Consider the following 19,426-nt stretch of genomic DNA (forward strand, 5'->3'; position numbering starts at 1 on the left):
GTGGACACGGCTTGCGACTGGGTTAAACCCATTTACGGAACGGATCACGACTGGGATGTACTGGATAAGCAGACGAAGAAAGACATCCTGGCGCATAACAAAGCGTGGCAGGCGAACTGTCAGGAAATGAAAAACAGAGAACAGGCCTTTTAATTGGATTTATTGGACTGTAAAGAATTCCTCAAAATAATCTATTAATCGAATAAGTTGATGAGTAGCTTCGTTAATATCGAAGATTAAAACTATCCATATGGCAGCAAGCAACATCAGGATAACGTAAAGCACATACATCACTAACCTCATTCAGACTGTCCATAGCATTGTTATCGATTATAGATGTCACAAATCTAAGTTACAGACAAGCAAAAATAGGCCTCGTACAGTCGGGGCTTTTTTATGCGCATCGCACGCGCACATCAAAGAAAGTCTTTCAGCTGTGAGCCTGGGCAAACCGTTAACTTTCGGCGGCTTTGCCGTGCGACAGGCTCACGCCTAAAAGGAACAACCATGAGTACTTTTATCCTGATTTTTTCGCTGTATGCATCAGCATGGGCGGATAACGATTTCGCCAGCATCCGTTCACAGGAGTTTTCATCGCAGGAAACATGTGAGGCGGCTAAGGCGGAATTCCTTAAACAGTTTGAAACTGCCCGTTCTACTAATACGCAAGCAATCTGTGTGAAAAAATAAATGGGTAGCAATATGGATGTCACAATTAATGGTATTCCGTATGCTCCCGCCTGCACAAATTCATCGCGGATCGGCATTGCAATAACGACACACAACCGGGCAGACGTTTTAAAGCGCTCCATTGAGCAGCACCAGAAGCATCTTCCCGCCGGCGCGCTGGTGGTGGTTGTCGATGATGGTTCAAAACCTGCAGTGGTAGTGCCACACGGCGTGCAGCTGCTTCGCCATGAAACATCACTCGGCATTGTTGCTTCGAAGAACGCTAGCCTGTCAGCCCTGATGGATGCCGGGTGCGAGCACCTGTTTTTATGGGATGACGACGGCTGGCCTATCGCCGACAACTGGCACCTGCCGTATATCGAATCTCCAGAGCCGCACCTGGCTTATCAGTTTCTCGATCTGGCTGGCCCGCGAAAGATTAACGATATGACCGTTCTGTACCGGGATGATAAGCATATTGCTTACACCGGGCAGCGTGGTGTGATGCTGTACTACCATCGCAATGCTATTGAGAAGGTTGGCGGGTTCGATCCGGTGTATGGTAGGGGCATGTATGAGCATCCTGATTTGGCGCTTCGGATTTATAACGCTGGCTTAACGTCCTGGGCGTTTGCTGATGTGGTTGGCTCTGAAAAGCTGATTCATTCAATGGACGAGTACGAAGAAGGCGCGCGCAGCATACCGAGGCCAGAACGTGAAGCGCTCGATAAAAAGAACGCTGTGATTTACGGGCAGCGCCGGGATTCAGGCTATACAGGCTATGCCGAGTATCGATCTCAGCGCGACGTGGTTATCACTACGTTACTGACCAGCCAGCCAGACCCGCAGCGCGGTACGAAAATGGCTGCCTCGCCTGACATGCTGGCTAAATGGGCCTCATCACTTCGGAATTGTAGCCGTATTGCGCTGGTGGATGAGCTGCATACGGCACCGGCAGACGTTGAGCTGTATCGCGTCCCTGACGTGAAGATGAATGTCTACTTCCGGCGCTGGCTTCACATCTGGCAGCATCTACGCGATCACCCTGAATACCGGTTCGTCTGGTGTACCGATGGTACCGATGTCGAAATGCTTCGCGCACCATGGGATGAAATGCAGCCAGGGAATGTTTACGTCGGTTCCGAACCGAAGACCTACGCCGACACCTGGGCAAAGCAGAATCATCCTGAGCGTATCTATCAGGAGTTCATTGAAGCGCACCGCAATAATGTGATGCTTAACGCTGGTCTGCTGGGTGGCAGCCGCGCTGATGTTATGGCGTTCGCTCACGGCATCATCCGTCTTTACTACCGGATCGAGAGTTATCGCTTCTGGAAGAAAGAACAGGCTGGCGCTGCGGTGGGGGATATGATCGCTTTTGGCATTGTCGCTAAGTCTTTTGGCGATCGCATTGTCACCGGCCCGCGCATCCATACAGTTTTTAAGACTGATGGTATTGGCAAAGAATGCGCCTGGTTTAAACACAAATAGGCTTATATGAAAAAGACCAGAACTTTCAGTGAAAGATTCTGGGAAAAGGTCGTTGTTGCTTCTCCAGATGAATGCTGGATCTGGAATGCGGCTAAGAGAAAGAGTCCTATAGGCGGTGGGAAGTATTTATTTTACGGGCATTTGAAAGCTGGAGTTACTGCTGGCGGGCCTGGAAAGATGATTCTTGCACACAGAGCTTCATGGGAACTTTGCAACGGACCTATCCCAGACGGATATTTGATTGACCATACCTGCCATAACACTCTTTGCGTCAACCCAAAACATCTTCGAATAGCAACACCAAAACAAAACGCTGAAAACAGGCATCGTCACTCCTCTGCGTCAGGATTTCGTGGCGTTACTTGGAATCGGGATATGAAGAAATGGTGTGCTCACTATAAAGAGCATGGTACCCGTCATCACCTTGGTTACTTTGACTGTAAGCATGAAGCCGCTGAGGTTGCACGACGAGCCCGTAATAAGGTGTTTACCCATAATGATGCTGACAGATATTAAGTTTGTTGTGGTTGGACATCACTCTCGCATAGGTCATGCGCAACGACTTACCGCGCTGCTGGATGCTCATCTGCTTATTGATGACGGTAACCACGGTGCTAACTGGAATCATCGGCGCGCTATCGAATGGGCTGCCGAGCAACCTTGCCGGGTAGTGGTGCTGGAAGACGACGCATTTCCGGTACCCGGATTCACCGAAAAGGTCACTGACTGGCTGGCTCGTTTTCCTGACGACATGTTGAGCTTTTATCTCGGTACTGGCCGACCACCTCAGTATCAAATGCAGATAGCTGAGCGGCTGATTGTTGCTGATAAGACTCAGGCTGATTACATCACGCTGCAGCGGCTTATACACGGCGTTTGTTATAGCGTACCCCCTCAGAATATTGAACGAGTCCTTTCTCGATGGGACAGCAGCAAGCCAGCTGATTATGCCGTAGGTGATGCCTATGGCGGCGCAGTGGTTTATCCGTGTTACTCGCTGGTGGATCATGCTGACGGCGAACCGGTTGAGCGTCACCCTGACTCAGCGCCACGAACAGAGCGACGTAGGGCGTGGAGGTTAGCCTAATGCCTGCGTTAATACCGAGAGCATGCCGCAAGCGTGGCTGTCCTGGCACAACCACAGACCGCTCAGGCTATTGTCCCAGGCACCTTAACGAAGGCTGGCAGCAGCATCAGCGAGGACAGAGCAGACATCAGCGAGGTTATGGCAGCAAGTGGGACAGGCTGCGCCCAATCGTTCTCGACAGAGATAAACACCTTTGTCAGGAATGCCTGCGAAATGGAAGGTATACACCCGCTGAGACGGTGGACCACATCACCGCCAAAGCAAATGGGGGGACCGATGACCTGTCCAACCTCGAAAGCCTCTGCAAGCCCTGCCACAGGGCGAAGACAGCGGTCGAAAGACTCAAATGACATCAATTCTCATTTGAGTAGACCGAGGGGGAGGGCGGGTTGAAAGTTCAGGAACGACGCGGCTAAGGACCGCCGCCTAACCTCTTTTCACATCGCCGCAGGTTAGAAAACTTTTTTATGGGGTCCCCCATTCGATGATTAATAGGAGTTTTCGATTATGTCTGGACCACCGAAAACCCCGACCCATCTACGTTTGGTGAGGGGTAACCCATCAAAACGCCCGATCAATGAGAACGAACCAAAACCCGCTGCAGGGGTACCCCCAACGCCGAAGCATTTCGACAAGCAGGGGAAATACTGGTTCAAGCGGATGGCCGATGAGCTCGATGCTATTGGTGTTATGTCCCAACTGGACGCCAGAGCCCTTGAGTTGCTGGTTGAGGCATATACCGAATACCGGCACCACTGCGACACGCTTGAAATTGAGGGGTACACCTACCGTACCGAAACGCAGAGCGGGGATGTGATGATCAAAGCTCACCCGGCGGCAATCATGAAAGCTGATGCCTGGAAACGTCTACGTGCCATGCTCGGTGAGTTCGGCATGACGCCAGCAAGCCGCTCTAAAGTGAATGCAAAAGGTCCTGATGCGGTCGACCCGCTGACCGAGTTTATGAAAGCGAGGGATTAATGGCTAAGGTTGCAGAAGGCATCCGCTACGCCGAGAGGGTGGTGGCGGGAGAAATTATTGCCTGTGAGTATGTTCGCCTTGCCTGCCAGCGTTTTCTTGACGATCTGGCACACGGCGAAGAGCGCGGTATTTTCTTCAGTGAGCCACGCGCGCAGCACATTCTGAATTTCTATAATTTTGTTCCTCACGTAAAAGGCGCTCTAGCAGGCCAGCCTATTGAGCTGATGGACTGGCATGTTTTCATCCTGATTAATATTTTTGGCTTTGTTATCCCGCTGGTTAACGAAGAGACGGGGGAAACCGTTCTGCGTAACGACGGCAGCGGTCGGCCGGTGATGGTTCGGCGTTTCCGTACAGCAGATGTTGAGGTGGCCCGTAAAAATGCCAAATCAACGCTTTGCTCCGGTGTGGGGCTTTATATGGCTGGCGCAGACGGCGAAGGCGGGGCGGAGGTTTATTCCGCTGCAACCACCCGTGACCAGGCGCGAATTGTTTTTGAAGACGCGAAAAATATGGTCAAGAAGGCGAAAGCCACTCTTGGGCGGATCTTCGAATTCAACAAGCTCGCTATCTACCAGGAGCAAACGGCCTCCAAATTCGAGCCTTTATCATCAGATGCGAACAACCTCGACGGCCTGAACATTCATTGCGCCATCGTCGACGAGCTGCATGCTCATAAAACCCGTGACGTCTGGGACGTTCTTGAGACGGCCACCGGCGCGCGCCTGCAATCTCTGCTTTTCGGTATCACCACCGCCGGCTTCAACAAAGAAGGCATCTGTTACGAACTACGCGATTACGCAATCAAGGTCCTGCGAGGCTTGGTTAAAGACGATACGTTTTTTGCCATCATCTACACCTTAGATGAAGGTGACGATCCCTTTGATGAAAAAGTCTGGCAGAAGGCGAATCCGGGGCTGGGTATCTGTAAGCGCTGGGATGACCTTCGCCGCCTGGCTAAAAAGGCGAAAGAGCAGGTTTCGGCCAGGATTAACTTTTTCACCAAACACATGAACATCTGGGTTACCGCTGAGTCTGCCTGGATGGACATGATGAAATGGGAAAAATGCGAGTTTATCGCCCCGCAGCACGAACTTAAAACCTATCCCTCCTGGGTGGGCGTTGACCTTTCAAACAAAATTGATATCTGTGCAGCCGCTAAAGTCTGGCGCGCACCAGGTGGCCACGTTCATGCGGATTTTAAATTCTGGCTGCCGGAGGGACGCCTTGATAAGTGTTCACGCCAGATGGCAGAGCTCTATCGTAAGTGGGCCGGGATGGACAAGCTGATCCTTACCGACGGGGATGTAATCGACCATGCTCAGATTAAGGAAGAGCTACAGGTGTGGGTTGCTGGCGAGAGTCTGAAAGAAATTGGCTTCGACCCGTGGAGTGCGACGCAGTTCAGCCTTGCGCTGGCAGAAGAAGGGCTGCCGCTGGTGGAAGTGCCGCAGACGGTTCGCAATTTCTCTGAGGCGATGAAAGAGGTCGAAGCACTGGTATACGGTGGCCGCTTCCATCACAGCGATCACCCGGTAATGAACTGGATGATGTCCAACGTAACCGTCAAACCTGACCGGAACGAGAACATTTTCCCGAACAAGTCCACACCAGAGGCCAAGATTGATGGCCCGGCGGCATTGTTCACAGCAATGAGCCGCGTTCTGGTTAACGGTGGCAACGACCAGCAGGATCTCTCCGGATTCTTCAATAATCCCATCATGGTAGGTTTCTGATGAAAAAAAACAAACAGCCAGGCAGGGTGAAAAGCGCTCTGCTTAACTGGCTTGGTGTGCCTATCAGCCTGACTACCGGCACGTTCTGGGAGGAATGGTTTGGCACCAGCAGCAGCGGAAAGGTGGTCACGGCCGATAAAGCCATCCAGCTATCGGCTGTGTGGGCATGCGTAAGACTGTTAAGCGAGTCTATTTCAACCCTTCCACTGAAAATATACGTTCGACAGCCTGACGGTTCGCGTAAAGCGGCAACCGATCATCCGGCCTATTCGATACTGTGCCGCCGACCCAATTCAGAAATGACACCATCACGCTTTATGTTGATGGTGGTCGCCAGTATTTGCCTGCGCGGGAACGCCTTCATTGAGAAGAAATTCATCGCAAACCGCCTGGTTTCGCTGGTGCCTTTGCTGCCGCAGAACATGGTGGTTAAACGCCTCACTACCGGTGCGCTGGAATACAAATACACTGAAAACGGAAACGAGCGCGTCATTCCGGTCAAAAACATCATGCACATTCGCGGGTTCGGCCTGGACGGTGTTTGCGGCATGATGCCGATGAAGACTGGCCGGGATGTGATCGGTTCAGCAATGGCCGTTGAAGAGTCCGCGGCGAAGATATTCGAGCAGGGTCTGCAGAGCTCAGGTTTTCTCTCCGCTGATAATGCGCTGACAGACGATCAACGTGAAAGACTTCGTGGCTATATGGCATCATTCACCGGCTCCAAAAACGCCGGAAAAATTATGGTTCTTGAAGGCGGCCTGAAATATCAGGGCGTGACCATGAACCCGGAAGATGCTCAGATGCTCGAAAGCCGCGCATTTAGCATTGAGGAAATCTGCCGATGGTTTCGCGTGCCGCCTTTCATGGTTGGTCACACCACGAAACAAAGCAGCTGGGCATCAAGCCTGGAAGGTATGAACCTGCAGTTCCTGACTCATACACTTCGACCGCTGCTGGTGAATATTGAGCAGGAAATTGGCCGGTGCTTACTCGACAGCGATGACGAAGTGTTTGCAGAATTCTCTGTTGAAGGTCTACTGCGAGCCGATAGTGCAGGTCGCGCGGCATACTATACCAGCGCGCTTCAAAATGGCTGGATGTCCCGTAATGACGTTCGTCGTCTTGAGAACATGCCGCCAATTGAAGGGGGCGATATTTACACCGTTCAGCTCAACCTGACGCAACTGAAAAATCTCGAAAGCAGCAACCCTGCTGTTCAGGCACTGGCCCTGCGAGAGCTGCATAACCACGTATTCCCCGATATTTCCTTTGAACAATCTCCGCTGAAACAGGCCGCTTAGGAGCACTTTCCTGATGAGCAAAAAACAACTTCCGGTAGCACCGGCGGGTCGCCCCTGCGCGCGCGTTACCTGTGAAACATTACCGTCCGCACTGGACCGCTGGGACGGCGGGATCAAAGCGGCGGCCACCGACGATAACAGCATTTCTGTTTTTGATGTTATCGGGCAGGACTACTGGGGCGAAGGGGTAACAGCTAAACGTATTGCCGGTGCGCTTCGGGCTATGAACGGCGCCGACGTCACGGTGAATATCAACTCACCGGGCGGCGACATGTTCGAAGGTCTGGCTATTTATAACCTGCTCCGCGAATACGAAGGCCGTGTAACGGTGAAGGTGCTGGGCATTGCCGCCAGCGCCGCCTCGATAGTTGCGATGGCCGGGGATGATATTCAGATTGGCCGCGGTGCCTTCCTGATGATCCACAACTGCTGGGTATACGCGATGGGAAACCGTCATGATTTTGCAGAACTGGCACAGTCACTGGAACCCTTCGATACCGCTATGGCTGACATCTACGCGGCGCGCTCCGGCCTTGATATGGCCGCCGTGCAGAAGCTGATGGACGCGGAAAGCTATATAGGTGGCAGTGATGCTGTGGCGAAGGGACTGGCAGACAGCTTGCTTTCTGCTGATGCGGTCAGCGACGGCGACGAATCGCCTGCAGCCGCGCTTCGCAAACTTGATGCATTGCTGGCCAAGACAAACACCCCGCGCTCTGAGCGCAGAAAACTCATTAAAGCCTTATCCGGTGGCATGCCTGGCGCTGTCACCACCAACGACGGTACGCCGGGCGCTGCCGAAGATATCAAACCTGAGACCATCAATTCACTTGAAATCGCCCTGGCGGCGTTAGTCAAATAAGGACCCTTTATGTCTGAAGTAAACGATATTCTGAAAAAAGTCACGGCCAGCATTGAAGAGGCAACCGGCAAGTTCAACGCTAAAGCAGAAGATGCACTCAAAGAGGCGCAGAAATCCGGCAAGCTGTCAGAAGAAACAAAGGCAGCCGTCGATAAAATGGCTTCTGAGTTCAACGCACTGCGTGAGGCAGAAAAAACGCTGAAGGCAGCTATGGGCGAACTGGAACAACATGTTGCCCAGATGCCGCTGGCAAACGCGAAGCATGTTGTGGAGTCAATCGGCCAGCAGGTGATCTCTGCCGAGGCGCTCAAAACCTTTGCTGCCGGTGTTGAAGGTGGTAAACGTATCAGCATCCCTGTGAAGGCTGCTTTGACTTCTGCAGATGTTCCTGATGGTGTTGTGGAGCCTCAGCGCCTGCCGGGTATTGATACGGCACCGAAGCAGCGCCTGTTCATCCGCGATCTGATTGCACCAGGTCGCACTTCCTCCCCGGCTATTTTCTGGGTGCAGCAGACAGGCTTTACCAATAACGCGAAAGTGGTTCCTGAAAATACGCAGAAACCATACAGCGAAATTGAGTTCACGCCTAAAATCACTGGCGTCAGCACTATCGCCCACCTGTTCAAAGCCTCAAAGCAGATCCTGGATGACTTCGCACAGTTGCAGTCCACCGTTGATGCCGAAATGCGCTACGGGCTGAAGTATGCAGAAGAGCAGGAAATTCTCTTCGGTGATGGTACCGGCGTTCATCTGCATGGCATCGTTCCTCAGGCATCCGCTTTTAATCCGGCGTTCACTGTCGAACAGCAGAGCGGGATTGATGATCTGCGTCTGGCAATGTTGCAGGCGCAGTTGGCGCGCTTCCCTGCATCCGGTCACGTTCTTCACTTCATTGACTGGGCGCGGATCGAGCTGACAAAAGACAGCCTGGGCCGTTACATCCTGGCAAACCCGGCGGCACTGACTGGCCCGACATTGTGGGGTCTGCCGGTTGTTGCAACGGAAGCGGCAGCCTTCCAGGGTAAATTCCTGACCGGTGCATTCAACGCTGGCGCGCAAATCTTCGACCGCGAAGATGCGAACGTGGTGATCTCCACGGAGAACGCCGACGACTTCGAGAAAAACATGATCACCATCCGTTGCGAAGAACGTCTGGCGCTGGCTGTGAAACGCCCTGAGGCGTTCGTGTACGGTTCATTCAGCACCGGCGCGGGTAGCTGATAAATATTGCGGCCTTCGGGCCGCTTTTTTTCGGGGCAAACAAATGATTGATCAAGATGTGGTGAAACAGCACTGCCGAATTGATACCGACTTTACCGGTGATGATGCCCTGCTGACTTTATACACCGGTGCGGCGGCCCGGTACGTCCAGACATGGACAAGGCGAACGCTGTATGAGAACGAAAGCAGCCCTGGCTATTCAGACGACCCGGATCCGATTCTACTGAATGATGATGTTAAGACAGCCATGTTATTGCTGATCGGACACTGGTATGCCAACAGAGAGACAGTGTCCGTCGGCCAGACAGTGGCAGAAGTACCCTTTGCAGTTGAAGCCTTGCTGCAACCATACCGAATTTACGGGGTGTAAAAATGTCCTGTTCAGGATGCGCTGAAAGGCGCGAGTGGTTAAAAAAATGGGTTAAAATTGCGTATGAACGAGCAACAGGCAAACGAACTGATATCGGCGCTACGCGAACAGACAGCAGCGCAAATGGCACAAACGGACGCGATAAACCGACTGGCTGATTCGAATGTGGCACTATGTGACCTCATTATCCAGTCTATGGCTGAAGATGACACAATCGAAATTTCTGCGCTTGATGATTTGAAGCCACAATACCTCAGCCAAAAAGCAAGGGGGTAGTATGCAGGCCGGGAAATTACGGCACCAGGTAACAATCCAGGAGCCGGTGACGGCACAGAATCCTGATACAGGAGCTGTAAATAAAACCTGGCGTGATGTCGCAATTGTCTGGGCAGAGGTTTACCCGTTGTCTGCCCGTGAATTTATCGCGGCGCAGGCATCGCAGGGAGAAATCACTACCCGCATAACGATTCGCTTCCGTACCGGGATTACTCGCAAACATCGCATCCTTTTTCGCGGTGGAATATACAATATCGAAGGTGTTTTACCTGATCCAAAAAGCGGGAATGAATATCTTACTCTTCCGTGTTCAATGGGGGTAAGCGATGGCTGACAGTGTCGAATTTAAACTTACTGGTATTGATTCCTTACTTGGAAAACTGGATGCCATACAGAGCGAGACTAAGCGCAAGTCGGGAAGAGCAGCTCTAAGAAAAGCGGCCAATGTAATTCTTGAACAAGTAAAACAGAATGCCATGCGTTTAGACGACCCTCACACCGCGCGTAAAATCTCCGATAATGCCGCCGTTCGCTGGAATAACAGACGCTATAAACAAACAGGTGATCTGGCTTTCCGGGTAGGAATTCTTCAGGGGGCAGTTCTGAAGAAAGATCCAAGCCTGGCAAAAGATGCTCCCACGCCACACTGGCGTTTACTGGAGTTTGGTACCGAAAAAATGTCACCTAAACCTTTGGTTAGAGCTGCTGCGAATTCACGCATGAATGAGGTTTTTACAACCTTTTCTGTGAACTTTGAAGCCGGTATAGATCGCGCTATTAAGCGAGCTCAGAAAAAGGGAACATCAGCATGATAGCTCCAATATTTCCTATATGCTCTGCCAGTTCTGAGGTTATTAATCTGCTTGGTTCAAGCCCTGTCAGGTTGTATCCATTTAAACTTCAGACGGATCAGGTTGTTTACCCATATGCCGTGTGGACAAACATGCCTGGTGGTGGCCCTGAAAACTATTTAAAGCAGCGTCCAGATGCTGACTCATTTTCGATTCAGGTTGACGTATATGCAAAAAGCGAAGAAGAAGCAATCGCTGTTGCTAAAGCATTACGCGATGCAATTGAACCTCATGCTTATATCGTCAGATGGGGTGAGCAGGACCGGGATGATGAAACCAAAAGTTACCACTATTCATTTGATGTCGACTGGATAGTCCCCCGATAAAGTAACCTTCAACAAACCCGCTTAGGCGGGTTTTTTTATGTCCGGAGATAACTATGTCTGTATTGACGCAGGGAACCCAGTTGTATGGGTTAATTCGTGGGGTGATCCACGAGATTGAATGTATTACCAACTTTAACCCTGGCACCAACCCGGCTGACCAGATCGAAGATACTTGTCTTAGTGAGCGTAACAGTAAGAAGTTTAAGAAGGGATTGCGCACGCCAGGGCAAGCTTCGGCAACGATTAATGCCGACCCGAAAAACGAATCGCATTTCTTAATGTGGCAACTCGCTGAAGATGACCAATATCAGGATGAAGTCATCCAATGGGCTATTGGCTGGTCTGATGGTGAAAGCGCTCCAACGCTGGTTAATGGGGAAATGGACCTGCCACCTGACAGAACCTGGTACACCTTCCAGGCGTATGTCAGTGACTTCCCGTTTGACTGGCAGCAGAACACGGTTGTAACGACGGCCGCAACTCTGCAGCGCAGCGGAGCTGGCGTCTGGGTTCGTAAGGTCGAATCCGGGAGTTAAAGATAAAACATGCGGGGGATTACTCCCGCTTTTTAATGGAAGATGATGATGAAACTGACGCTCGACACGATTAAAAATGCAGGGGCATTCACCGGTCGTCCGGTAGAGAAGGAGATTGAATGGACCGATAAGGAAGGTAAAAAACATGTGGCCACGACTTATGTGCGTCCAATTGGATATCATTCTGCTAAGTTTGACATCCTTGCTTTGAGCGGAAAATCAGACGGGGTGGCTGGTCGTATTGCCTCTTCCATTTGCGATGAGAATGGCGAACCTGTTTTCACTCCTGATGATATTACCGGACATGCTGATCCTGAGCGTGGGGCCCTCGATGGAAGCCTGACTATTGCCCTCCTTGTAGCAATCCAGGAAGTTAACTCTCTGGGAAAGGAGAGCTCAGTGCAGAAGACGAATTCTGGTGTGAATTAGTCCTCAATGGCATAGGTGGAAGGACCATTGCTGAAGCCCAGGAAAAGTTGAGCATCAGGGAATATCAAATCTGGTCAGTGTACCGTTCCAAGTTCGGCAGCCTTAACCCAATGATGCGCACCGAATGGGCTGCCGGCTTGGTTGCTTCTGTGCTGGCAAACATCAACCGGGGAAAAGATACCCCACCTTTCAGAATTACAGACTTCACCCCCCACATCAACGCGCCCGCGATCACTCTCGAAGAGGCCATGAAGGAGTGGACATAAATTATGGCTGGGAAAAATCTCGGTACACTGACAATCGACCTGATTGCAAAAACTGGTGGATTTGTTTCAGGTCTTAATCAGGCAGAACGCGCTTCAGCGAAGTGGAGCAAACAGGTACAGGATGATGCGGCATCAGCCAGTGCGGCGCTGGCTGGCATTGGTGCTGCAGCAGTAACTGCAGGTCTGGCTGTTGGTGCTGCTGGCTTTCAGTTACTGAAAAGTACTTCCAAGCAGATAACCGAAACTGACCGTTGGGCAAAGTCGTTAAGGATATCTACACAGGAGCTTTTAGCCTGGCAGTTTGCTGCAGAAAAGGCAGGCGTATCAGGCGATCAGATGGCCGATATCTTCAAAGATATTGGCGATAAAATTGGAGACGCAGTCCTTAATAAATCTGGTGAGGCTGTTGATGCGCTGAATGCTCTTGGCCTGTCTGCTGAGAAATTATCAAAAGTAAGCCCTGACAAACAACTTCTGGCGATTGGTGAGTCTCTTGGAAAAATCGGCACCAATGCTGAAAAGACAACCATTCTTGAAAGTCTAGGCAATGATCTTTCAAAACTGCTTCCGCTGTTTGATAACAATAATGAAAAACTGAAACAGTTTATTGATCTGGCGAAAGAATACGGGGTAGCACCAGACCCTTCCTCTATTGATGACCTGGTAAAGGTAAACCAGTTATTCGAAGATATGGAGGCACAAGTTTCGGGGCTTAAAATTCAGATTGCCGCAGGCCTGGCAAAAGTTGATCTTACCCCATTGCAAAAGTCTCTGGATAAGCTTCGGGATGTTTTAACCGACCCGGTAGTATTACAGGGACTTGCTGACCTGGTTTCTGAGGTTGCTCAACTCGCTGGCTGGCTTGTTAAAGCGGCAGCAGGTGCTGGTCAACTCGCCGCAAGTACTGGCAATAGATTTGCGGCTCTGAGCGGTAAAATTGACCTCAACAACATTGATCAGGTTAATGAGCGCATTGCTTATCTTCAAAAAAATCTTGAGGGAAGAAAGAGTATTTACTCTCAGGATAAATCAATGTTCTCCTGGTTCACCGGTGGTGATGATAGCGTTAAAGCTCTCAACGATGAGCTGAGTATGCTCATTCAAACCCGAGATAAACTTGCTAAACCAGTTGTTGGAGCCCTTCCTCTGGGTTCGGCTACTGTTGGAACAGCCGGACAATTTGGACTCCCTCCAGGTCGCACTAACGGTAAAGTTACCCCTGACGCAGGTGCCAAGAAACTTGAATCTGCATTCAAGGCTCTGGAAACGAGTTATCAGCGCCAGATCGCGTTAATCGACGTCACCGGTAAAAAAAATCAGGAAGTAACCGAGGTTGAAAAACTCCGGTTCGATTTAACAACAGGCAAGCTAACCGGCATTAATGCCGCCCAGCAGGAGAGGCTTCAGCAGTTAGCTACAGAGGTTGACAGGCTTAATGCTCTCAAAAAGTCCAATGAGGAAAACCTGAAGCTTGCAGAGTTCGCGGCAAATCTCAGAAAGCAAAATCAAAACGACAAGTCTGCCAATGATGCGGAGTTCGTTGGTGCTGGTATGGGCAAGAAGACGCGCCAGCGCATGCAGGAACTACTGGATATTCAGAGTGGTTTTCTTGAAAAACAAGCAGATCTTCAGAAACAGTATCAGAGTGGAGACATTACAAAATCCCTCTATGACAAAGAAACGCAGGAGCTACAGGACGCTCTGAATGAACGTCTGGAAATACAGGAGGACTACTACCTAAAATCTGATGACAAGATGGGCGACTGGCAAAGCGGAATATTCGACTCGTTGAATGATTATGCTGAGAAGTCATCTGACTATTATCAGATTGCCGCTGATGGGATGACATCTATCCTTGATAGCGCAACGTCTTCTATAGCAGATAATCTTCAGGATTTAATTACTGGTGCTGAAAGCGTTGGTGATTTCTTCAGCAACGTTTTTTCTGACCTCGGCCAGATAGTTATTAAAACCCTTACGGAGATGGCCGCCCAATGGCTGGTGTATCAGGGTGTTCAACTGCTTGTCGGTAAAACTGCTCAGGCTTCCGCAGCAGGAACACTGATAGGTAATGCACAGGCGACATCATTCCAGGCTCAGCTCGCCGCGTACGCATCAACAGCTGCAATCCCTATCGTTGGTCCAGCACTAGCGCCTGCTTCTATGGCTGCCGCAGCAGCTATCACCGCTCCCCTGGTTGCTGGTGTAAGCGTATCAGCTCTTTCTGGTATGGCACACGATGGCATGGACAGCGTGCCAGAAACAGGGACTTGGTTATTACAGAAAGGTGAAAGGGTTACTACAGCTAAAACCAGTGCAAAACTGGATGCCACTCTGGATCGTGTTAATAAACAATCATCAGCACAGCAGGCAGGAAATGTTACCGTTCCTATCGAGATTCATGGTGACCCTGACCAGCGTACGCTGTTACTGATAGAGGATGCTGTGAAACGTGGCGCAGCTCTTGGTCATCAGATGACGGCTAACGATCTTTCTGCCGGAACCGGTAAAGCTTCGAAAGCTCTGAATAGTGGATGGACTGCATCGAGGAAGAGGGGCTAATGGCTATCACAACCAATATCAACTATCCGCACGACTCGCTTCCTGTCCCTCTTCAGGAGGGATATGGATTAAAGCCGGTAAGCCCGTTACTCAGAACGTCATTAACTTCAGGTCGAGCAAGACAGCGTAGACGCTATATGTCTACCCCGACAATGGCCAGTGTCACATGGACATTCACTGATATGGAGGCCCAGGCGTTTGAGGCATGGTTTCGTGATGCAATAACTGACGGCTCAGCATGGTTCAATATGAAGCTACGAACACCTGGAGGCGAGTCTTCAAAGGTTTGTCGCTTCACTGATATCTATCAGGGGCCAAACATCATAGGGGGAAACTACTGGCAGTACACCGCAGAGTTAGAACTCTATGATCGTCCGATTGTTCTTCCTCCGCCATGGGGCCAGTTCCCGGAATTTATTACCGGGATGGATATTATCGACATTGCGCTTAACAGGGAGTGGCCAGCAGCATGACGGTATTAAACAGGCTCTATGCCAGCAGTGGTGATGAGGTGATCATTGATACCCTGCAAATAACAGTGGGCGGCGTCGATTACTGGTTAACGCGTGGCTGGGACGATATCACGGTGACACTGGAAAATGGGCAACAGGAAACGTTCACCGGCTCTGCGATTGATATCGCCTTACCAGCCAGAAACGCTGATGGTACGCAGGACCTGAAATTTGCCATCAGCAATATTGACGGGGTGGTTTCAACGGCTATCAGAAACGCGCTTGATAATCTGAGCAATGCCAGCCTGACATTCAGGCGTTACGTTTCATCTGACCTTACCGCACCCGCTGCACCTCCTTATACGCTGGCGATTAAAGGCGGGTCATGGACTGCTACCGAGGTGCAGATTACAGCAGGCTATATGAATATCCTTGATACCGCGTGGCCCCGTTACCGTTACACACTCCCTGACTTCCCTGGTCTTCGTTATCTGACGTAAGGACTGCTCATGTTTGATCCAGATAAATACCGTTCAGTCACCTGGCTGAAGGGCGGCCGCGTTTACCCTGAACTTGACTGTTTCGGGATAGTGAACGAAATCCGTAGTGACCTTAATTTGCCTCTGTGGCCTGAGTTCGCCGGGGTAACAAAGGATAATGACGGCCTTGACAGAGAAGCGCGCGGGCTGATGTCAGAGCTCACAAAATGCGATCCAGCACCAGGGGCGGGGATTGCATGCTATTCGGGTGGGATGGTAACGCATGTAGCTATTGTCGTGGATATTGGCGGTTCGCTTTATGCTGCTGAGTGCAACCCTAAATCCAACGTCACATTCCTCCCCCTGTCACGCTTTGAGAGTCGTTTTGTGAAAGTGGAGTATTACCAGTGACAATCAGAATCTACCCGTCAAGGCTGCCAGGTGAGCCGCTGGAAACTCACGAAAATGATGACGTAAGCCTTTCAGGCTGGCTAACTGAAAACGTTGAAGGGTGGACTCTCGAAAGAGAACATCCAATTTCAGTTGAAGTAAACAACAAGCCAGTGCCACCAGACCAGTGGGAAGGCTTGATTCTTCACCAGGAAACTGACGTTAAAATCTATCCAGTGCCATACGGTACAGGTCTGGAGATAGCTGCATGGGCCGCAGTTGCGGTTGCGGTGGCGAGTGCTGCGTATTCCATCTTTATGATGAGCAATATGCAAACTGGCGGTTACAGCCAGCCTGGTAATGGCGATCAGATTGACCTCAACCCGGCGAAAGCGAATACCGCCAAACTCGGTGATCCAATTCGTGAAATTTTCGGCAAGTACCGCGTATGGCCAGATTACGTTGTACAGCCGGTAAGTCGTTTCGTTAACGAAAAAGACATGATCACCAGCATGTTTCTGAATATTGGAATTGGCCGCTTTGCCATTCCTGCGACAGAAATGCGTATTGGTAATACCCCGTTCGCTGCTTTTGGGGAAGATGTTTCTTATACCGTCTATCCGCCTGGCGCGGATGTTTCTGCCGATACCCGAACCGAGAACTGGTTCAACTCACCAGAGGTTGGAAATACAACATCTGGCACTGCCGGTCTTGATCTTGGTTCAAGCGGTCCTGAGACAGTAAGCGTTGTCTCAGAGGCGATTTTATTTAATACCAATACGGTTACTTTGATTGGTTCATCGTCCAGTTCTGAAGATACAGAAATTCCTCCTTCCTGGACCACCGGCACCATCATTGATATTGAAGCACCTGACACTTATTCCATCGATATCAACAACGGCTACAGCGTAATTTATGGCTCTGTGTCGGAGATGGCTCCGGTTGTAGGGATGGCCATGACGCTTGAGGTGAATAATGATACGTTTGATTTGTTCGTTGCCGCATATAGCCCAGCAGTTCCAGCGGTACCTGGGGTAGGTGGAAGCACAGCGAGTATTGCTGCCAGCGCTTCCCCAACCACTTATGATTTCAGCAGCACCCCTCAGACCTTCACAGTCACCTGGAAAACCATAACGTATACAATTTCCCTGACCAGTAATTATGTAACGATGAGCGGTCTTGTTAATGCCATAACCAGCCAGCTTGGCTCATCCGGTTTAAGGGCAAGGGATAATTCAGGTAGAGTGGTCATTGACGAACAAAGCAGCCCGTTTGCTGGTGGATCGATTACCCATAGCACTTTGCCGTTAAGTGTATTTGGAAGCGCTCCGGTTGATACTGCCGGCGTTAAATCCACTGGTGGCACTGCTGCTGTTCCAGCAAGTATCCGCCTCGCTTACGATTCAGCAACCGGAACGAAATTTGCCGGAATACCTGTCGGGGCTCAGCGTCTGACATTATATCCAACAGAATATAGCTATAAAATTACGTCAATTTCTGGGCTAACCATTACGGTCAGCAGGGTGAAGGTAACTACGGATGGCTCCGGAAATACAGTCATCACGGACGATCCGACATGGACAGGATTTATTCAGCGTACTGTTCTTGATGGTTCAGTTACTGGCGTAAATGATGACTATGACTGGATAGGCCCGTTTCTTACTTGTCCTGATGGCGAGACCACTAACTGTATTGAGGTTAACCTTAACTTTCAGAATGGACTGGCAAAATACAACAGCAAGGGTAAGAAGCGCTCCAAAACAGTAGGCATTTATATTCAATACCGGATTGCCGGTGCCGTAGACTGGACAACTTTAGAGCTGGAATACACAAGGAGCGTTGAAGACCAGATTGGTTTTACCAGAGTGATCGATGTTTCTCCTGGGCAGTATGAAATCCGTATGCGAAGGAAAGAAGCACCGGCAGGAGGTTCTACCCGTGATCAGGTCTACTGGCAGGCGCTACGTTCACGCTTACCTAAAAGGCCAACGAGCTATCGTGATATCACGACGATAGCTCTGAGCATCAGAACAGGCAACAGATTGGGAGCTCAGTCTGACAGGCGCGTAAATGTCACACCTACACGCCAGTATGATGAGGGCAGTTCCAGAAGTATCAGCGCAGCTCTGTATCATGTGCTCAAGTCGCTTGGGTATAACGATACTGAAATTGACAGAACAGCGATTGATGCTCTTGAGGAAACTTACTGGACCCCTCGTGGCGAGACGTTTGACTTTGCAACAACGGATACGGTTTCGGCACTGGAAATGCTGAAGACGATCACTAATGCAGGCATGGGATATTTCCTTCTTTCTGACGGGATGGCATCAGCTGGAAGGGAAGGGGTAAAGCCCTGGACGGGTATGATCACGCCACAGGAAACCACTGCCGAGTTGACAACATCTTTCAAGGCACCGAATGAAGATGATTATGACGGCGTTGATGTGACATACATTAACGAACTCACCTGGGCAGAGGAAACTGTTCAGTGCCGGTTACCTGATAAACCAACACCTGTGAAAGTTGAGAATTTCAAGCTTGATGGTGTTCTTAACCAGGATAGAGCGTATCGCATTGGAATGCGGAGGTTGCTTGGGTATCAACTCCAGCGCCTTTCACATGACACATCGACTGAAATGGATGCGCTCTGTTATGAATTTATGGACAGGGTGATTTTCACGGATGATATACCGGGTAATCAGACGCTAAGTTGCCTGATTGAGAAGATGAGTTATAACAGCAGCATCATAACGCTGACACTCAGTGAAGCACCTGACTGGTCCTTCCAAAATCCACGGGTTGTAATTCGTGACCAGGAGGGCATGGCATCAGCGCTGCTTATTCCAACCAGGATAGATGACTTCACACTTACCGTCCCTTACAGCAGCTCGTTATCTCCTGAAACATGGATAATGGGCGATCCTTCAGTTGAGCCGCCACGACTGATGTTCTGTTCTTCAATCCGTGTAGGCTATGACGCTCTTATAGGTGAAATATCACCGGGAAATGATGGAACGAATGATGTGACCGCAATCCAGTACAACCCAGCAAAATATCAGTACGACGATGCCTCCTACCCCGGCGATGTCGCTTAGATAATAGTTGATAACAAACCCGCTTCGGCGGGTTTTTTTATTT

The 19,426-nt window shown here is 50.4% G+C and carries 24 protein-coding genes; all 24 read left to right on the top strand.

The window, feature by feature from the left end; genetic code table 11:
• The 24 genes from FOY96_RS06625 (at position 1) to FOY96_RS06740 (ending at position 19,383) form a co-directional block, all read left to right on the top strand.
• Entirely contained in the window at positions 1-153 is a 153-nt protein-coding gene (locus FOY96_RS06625) for a hypothetical protein (protein WP_248269890.1), read from the top strand.
• A gap of 354 nt (positions 154-507) precedes the next feature.
• The gene (locus FOY96_RS06630; RefSeq protein ID WP_143346701.1) at positions 508-690 is read left to right on the top strand and encodes a hypothetical protein; all 183 of its coding nucleotides are present in this window, start codon (positions 508-510) and stop codon (positions 688-690) included.
• A 12-nt stretch (positions 691-702) separates the two neighbouring features.
• A complete protein-coding gene (locus tag FOY96_RS06635; protein WP_143347757.1) occupies positions 703-2,160 on the top strand; it encodes a glycosyltransferase family 2 protein in 1,458 nt (485 codons plus the stop codon).
• 6 nt (positions 2,161-2,166) lie between these two features.
• Positions 2,167-2,676 carry an HNH endonuclease signature motif containing protein gene (locus FOY96_RS06640; protein ID WP_071925305.1) on the top strand — a complete coding sequence of 170 codons (510 nt, stop codon included), beginning with the start codon at positions 2,167-2,169 and terminating at the stop codon, positions 2,674-2,676.
• Positions 2,657-3,247: a hypothetical protein gene (locus FOY96_RS06645; protein WP_143346702.1), complete on the top strand. Its 591-nt coding sequence runs from the start codon at positions 2,657-2,659 to the stop codon at positions 3,245-3,247. Before FOY96_RS06640 ends, FOY96_RS06645 begins: the two co-directional genes overlap by 20 nt.
• Positions 3,247-3,597 (top strand): HNH endonuclease, encoded by a 351-nt coding sequence (locus FOY96_RS06650; RefSeq protein WP_143346703.1) that lies wholly within the window; start codon positions 3,247-3,249, stop codon positions 3,595-3,597. The genes FOY96_RS06645 and FOY96_RS06650 overlap by 1 nt, the downstream gene beginning before the upstream one ends.
• Positions 3,598-3,754: 157 nt before the next feature.
• On the top strand, positions 3,755-4,228 hold the full coding sequence (locus tag FOY96_RS06655) for a phage terminase small subunit P27 family (RefSeq protein WP_086538230.1): 474 nt from the start codon (positions 3,755-3,757) through the stop codon (positions 4,226-4,228).
• On the top strand, positions 4,228-5,964 hold the full coding sequence (locus FOY96_RS06660; protein WP_143346704.1) for a terminase large subunit: 1,737 nt from the start codon (positions 4,228-4,230) through the stop codon (positions 5,962-5,964). Before FOY96_RS06655 ends, FOY96_RS06660 begins: the two co-directional genes overlap by 1 nt.
• Positions 5,964-7,268 carry a phage portal protein gene (locus FOY96_RS06665; RefSeq protein WP_071283826.1) on the top strand — a complete coding sequence of 435 codons (1,305 nt, stop codon included), beginning with the start codon at positions 5,964-5,966 and terminating at the stop codon, positions 7,266-7,268. The genes FOY96_RS06660 and FOY96_RS06665 overlap by 1 nt, the downstream gene beginning before the upstream one ends.
• Positions 7,269-7,281: 13 nt before the next feature.
• Complete coding sequence (locus FOY96_RS06670; RefSeq protein WP_143346705.1) at positions 7,282-8,130, top strand: head maturation protease, ClpP-related; 849 nt, start codon at positions 7,282-7,284, stop codon at positions 8,128-8,130.
• A 9-nt stretch (positions 8,131-8,139) separates the two neighbouring features.
• Positions 8,140-9,351 carry a phage major capsid protein gene (locus FOY96_RS06675; protein WP_143346706.1) on the top strand — a complete coding sequence of 404 codons (1,212 nt, stop codon included), beginning with the start codon at positions 8,140-8,142 and terminating at the stop codon, positions 9,349-9,351.
• A 43-nt stretch (positions 9,352-9,394) separates the two neighbouring features.
• A complete protein-coding gene (locus FOY96_RS06680; RefSeq protein ID WP_143346707.1) occupies positions 9,395-9,721 on the top strand; it encodes a head-tail connector protein in 327 nt (108 codons plus the stop codon).
• A gap of 63 nt (positions 9,722-9,784) precedes the next feature.
• Positions 9,785-9,997 carry a hypothetical protein gene (locus FOY96_RS06685; protein WP_143346708.1) on the top strand — a complete coding sequence of 71 codons (213 nt, stop codon included), beginning with the start codon at positions 9,785-9,787 and terminating at the stop codon, positions 9,995-9,997.
• A 1-nt stretch (position 9,998) separates the two neighbouring features.
• Positions 9,999-10,331 (top strand): phage head closure protein, encoded by a 333-nt coding sequence (locus FOY96_RS06690; RefSeq protein ID WP_143346709.1) that lies wholly within the window; start codon positions 9,999-10,001, stop codon positions 10,329-10,331.
• A complete protein-coding gene (locus tag FOY96_RS06695; protein ID WP_143346710.1) occupies positions 10,324-10,809 on the top strand; it encodes an HK97-gp10 family putative phage morphogenesis protein in 486 nt (161 codons plus the stop codon). Before FOY96_RS06690 ends, FOY96_RS06695 begins: the two co-directional genes overlap by 8 nt.
• The gene (gp17, locus tag FOY96_RS06700; RefSeq protein WP_143346711.1) at positions 10,806-11,174 is read left to right on the top strand and encodes a tail completion protein gp17; all 369 of its coding nucleotides are present in this window, start codon (positions 10,806-10,808) and stop codon (positions 11,172-11,174) included. The genes FOY96_RS06695 and gp17 overlap by 4 nt, the downstream gene beginning before the upstream one ends.
• Before the next feature lie 53 nt (positions 11,175-11,227).
• The gene (locus tag FOY96_RS06705) at positions 11,228-11,710 is read left to right on the top strand and encodes a phage tail tube protein (protein WP_143346712.1); all 483 of its coding nucleotides are present in this window, start codon (positions 11,228-11,230) and stop codon (positions 11,708-11,710) included.
• 48 nt (positions 11,711-11,758) lie between these two features.
• Positions 11,759-12,139 (top strand): phage tail assembly chaperone family protein, TAC, encoded by a 381-nt coding sequence (locus FOY96_RS06710; RefSeq protein ID WP_143347758.1) that lies wholly within the window; start codon positions 11,759-11,761, stop codon positions 12,137-12,139.
• Between the two features lie 47 nt (positions 12,140-12,186).
• Complete coding sequence (locus FOY96_RS06715) at positions 12,187-12,405, top strand: phage tail assembly protein T (protein ID WP_269473777.1); 219 nt, start codon at positions 12,187-12,189, stop codon at positions 12,403-12,405.
• A 3-nt stretch (positions 12,406-12,408) separates the two neighbouring features.
• On the top strand, positions 12,409-14,967 hold the full coding sequence (locus FOY96_RS06720) for a phage tail tape measure protein (protein ID WP_143346714.1): 2,559 nt from the start codon (positions 12,409-12,411) through the stop codon (positions 14,965-14,967).
• Positions 14,967-15,440 carry a hypothetical protein gene (locus FOY96_RS06725; RefSeq protein ID WP_143346715.1) on the top strand — a complete coding sequence of 158 codons (474 nt, stop codon included), beginning with the start codon at positions 14,967-14,969 and terminating at the stop codon, positions 15,438-15,440. Before FOY96_RS06720 ends, FOY96_RS06725 begins: the two co-directional genes overlap by 1 nt.
• Positions 15,437-15,919, top strand: coding sequence for a DUF1833 family protein (locus FOY96_RS06730; RefSeq protein ID WP_143346716.1), 483 nt, complete (start codon positions 15,437-15,439; stop codon positions 15,917-15,919). Before FOY96_RS06725 ends, FOY96_RS06730 begins: the two co-directional genes overlap by 4 nt.
• Positions 15,920-15,928: 9 nt before the next feature.
• Positions 15,929-16,309 carry a nitrite transporter gene (locus FOY96_RS06735; RefSeq protein WP_143346717.1) on the top strand — a complete coding sequence of 127 codons (381 nt, stop codon included), beginning with the start codon at positions 15,929-15,931 and terminating at the stop codon, positions 16,307-16,309.
• Positions 16,306-19,383: a host specificity factor TipJ family phage tail protein gene (locus tag FOY96_RS06740; protein ID WP_143346718.1), complete on the top strand. Its 3,078-nt coding sequence runs from the start codon at positions 16,306-16,308 to the stop codon at positions 19,381-19,383. Before FOY96_RS06735 ends, FOY96_RS06740 begins: the two co-directional genes overlap by 4 nt.
• Positions 19,384-19,426: the final 43 nt, after the last annotated feature.

This window comes from Enterobacter asburiae (genome assembly GCF_007035645.1).
GTDB lineage: Bacteria > Pseudomonadota > Gammaproteobacteria > Enterobacterales > Enterobacteriaceae > Enterobacter > Enterobacter asburiae_B.

What these genes read in the sequence shown, in the direction of transcription:
- FOY96_RS06645 (WP_143346702.1), top strand. Translation starts at nt 2,657, where the DNA reads ATGATGCTGACAGATATTAAGTTTGTTGTGGTTGGACATCACTCTCGC.
- FOY96_RS06630 (WP_143346701.1), top strand. Translation starts at nt 508, where the DNA reads ATGAGTACTTTTATCCTGATTTTTTCGCTGTATGCATCAGCATGGGCG.
- FOY96_RS06725 (WP_143346715.1), top strand. Translation starts at nt 14,967, where the DNA reads ATGGCTATCACAACCAATATCAACTATCCGCACGACTCGCTTCCTGTC.
- FOY96_RS06680 (WP_143346707.1), top strand. Translation starts at nt 9,395, where the DNA reads ATGATTGATCAAGATGTGGTGAAACAGCACTGCCGAATTGATACCGAC.
- FOY96_RS06705 (WP_143346712.1), top strand. Translation starts at nt 11,228, where the DNA reads ATGTCTGTATTGACGCAGGGAACCCAGTTGTATGGGTTAATTCGTGGG.
- FOY96_RS06685 (WP_143346708.1), top strand. Translation starts at nt 9,785, where the DNA reads ATGAACGAGCAACAGGCAAACGAACTGATATCGGCGCTACGCGAACAG.
- FOY96_RS06675 (WP_143346706.1), top strand. Translation starts at nt 8,140, where the DNA reads ATGTCTGAAGTAAACGATATTCTGAAAAAAGTCACGGCCAGCATTGAA.
- FOY96_RS06695 (WP_143346710.1), top strand. Translation starts at nt 10,324, where the DNA reads ATGGCTGACAGTGTCGAATTTAAACTTACTGGTATTGATTCCTTACTT.
- FOY96_RS06635 (WP_143347757.1), top strand. Translation starts at nt 703, where the DNA reads ATGGATGTCACAATTAATGGTATTCCGTATGCTCCCGCCTGCACAAAT.
- FOY96_RS06735 (WP_143346717.1), top strand. Translation starts at nt 15,929, where the DNA reads ATGTTTGATCCAGATAAATACCGTTCAGTCACCTGGCTGAAGGGCGGC.
- FOY96_RS06650 (WP_143346703.1), top strand. Translation starts at nt 3,247, where the DNA reads ATGCCTGCGTTAATACCGAGAGCATGCCGCAAGCGTGGCTGTCCTGGC.
- FOY96_RS06690 (WP_143346709.1), top strand. Translation starts at nt 9,999, where the DNA reads ATGCAGGCCGGGAAATTACGGCACCAGGTAACAATCCAGGAGCCGGTG.
- gp17 (WP_143346711.1), top strand. Translation starts at nt 10,806, where the DNA reads ATGATAGCTCCAATATTTCCTATATGCTCTGCCAGTTCTGAGGTTATT.
- FOY96_RS06720 (WP_143346714.1), top strand. Translation starts at nt 12,409, where the DNA reads ATGGCTGGGAAAAATCTCGGTACACTGACAATCGACCTGATTGCAAAA.
- FOY96_RS06710 (WP_143347758.1), top strand. Translation starts at nt 11,759, where the DNA reads ATGAAACTGACGCTCGACACGATTAAAAATGCAGGGGCATTCACCGGT.
- FOY96_RS06660 (WP_143346704.1), top strand. Translation starts at nt 4,228, where the DNA reads ATGGCTAAGGTTGCAGAAGGCATCCGCTACGCCGAGAGGGTGGTGGCG.
- FOY96_RS06640 (WP_071925305.1), top strand. Translation starts at nt 2,167, where the DNA reads ATGAAAAAGACCAGAACTTTCAGTGAAAGATTCTGGGAAAAGGTCGTT.
- FOY96_RS06730 (WP_143346716.1), top strand. Translation starts at nt 15,437, where the DNA reads ATGACGGTATTAAACAGGCTCTATGCCAGCAGTGGTGATGAGGTGATC.
- FOY96_RS06655 (WP_086538230.1), top strand. Translation starts at nt 3,755, where the DNA reads ATGTCTGGACCACCGAAAACCCCGACCCATCTACGTTTGGTGAGGGGT.
- FOY96_RS06670 (WP_143346705.1), top strand. Translation starts at nt 7,282, where the DNA reads ATGAGCAAAAAACAACTTCCGGTAGCACCGGCGGGTCGCCCCTGCGCG.
- FOY96_RS06665 (WP_071283826.1), top strand. Translation starts at nt 5,964, where the DNA reads ATGAAAAAAAACAAACAGCCAGGCAGGGTGAAAAGCGCTCTGCTTAAC.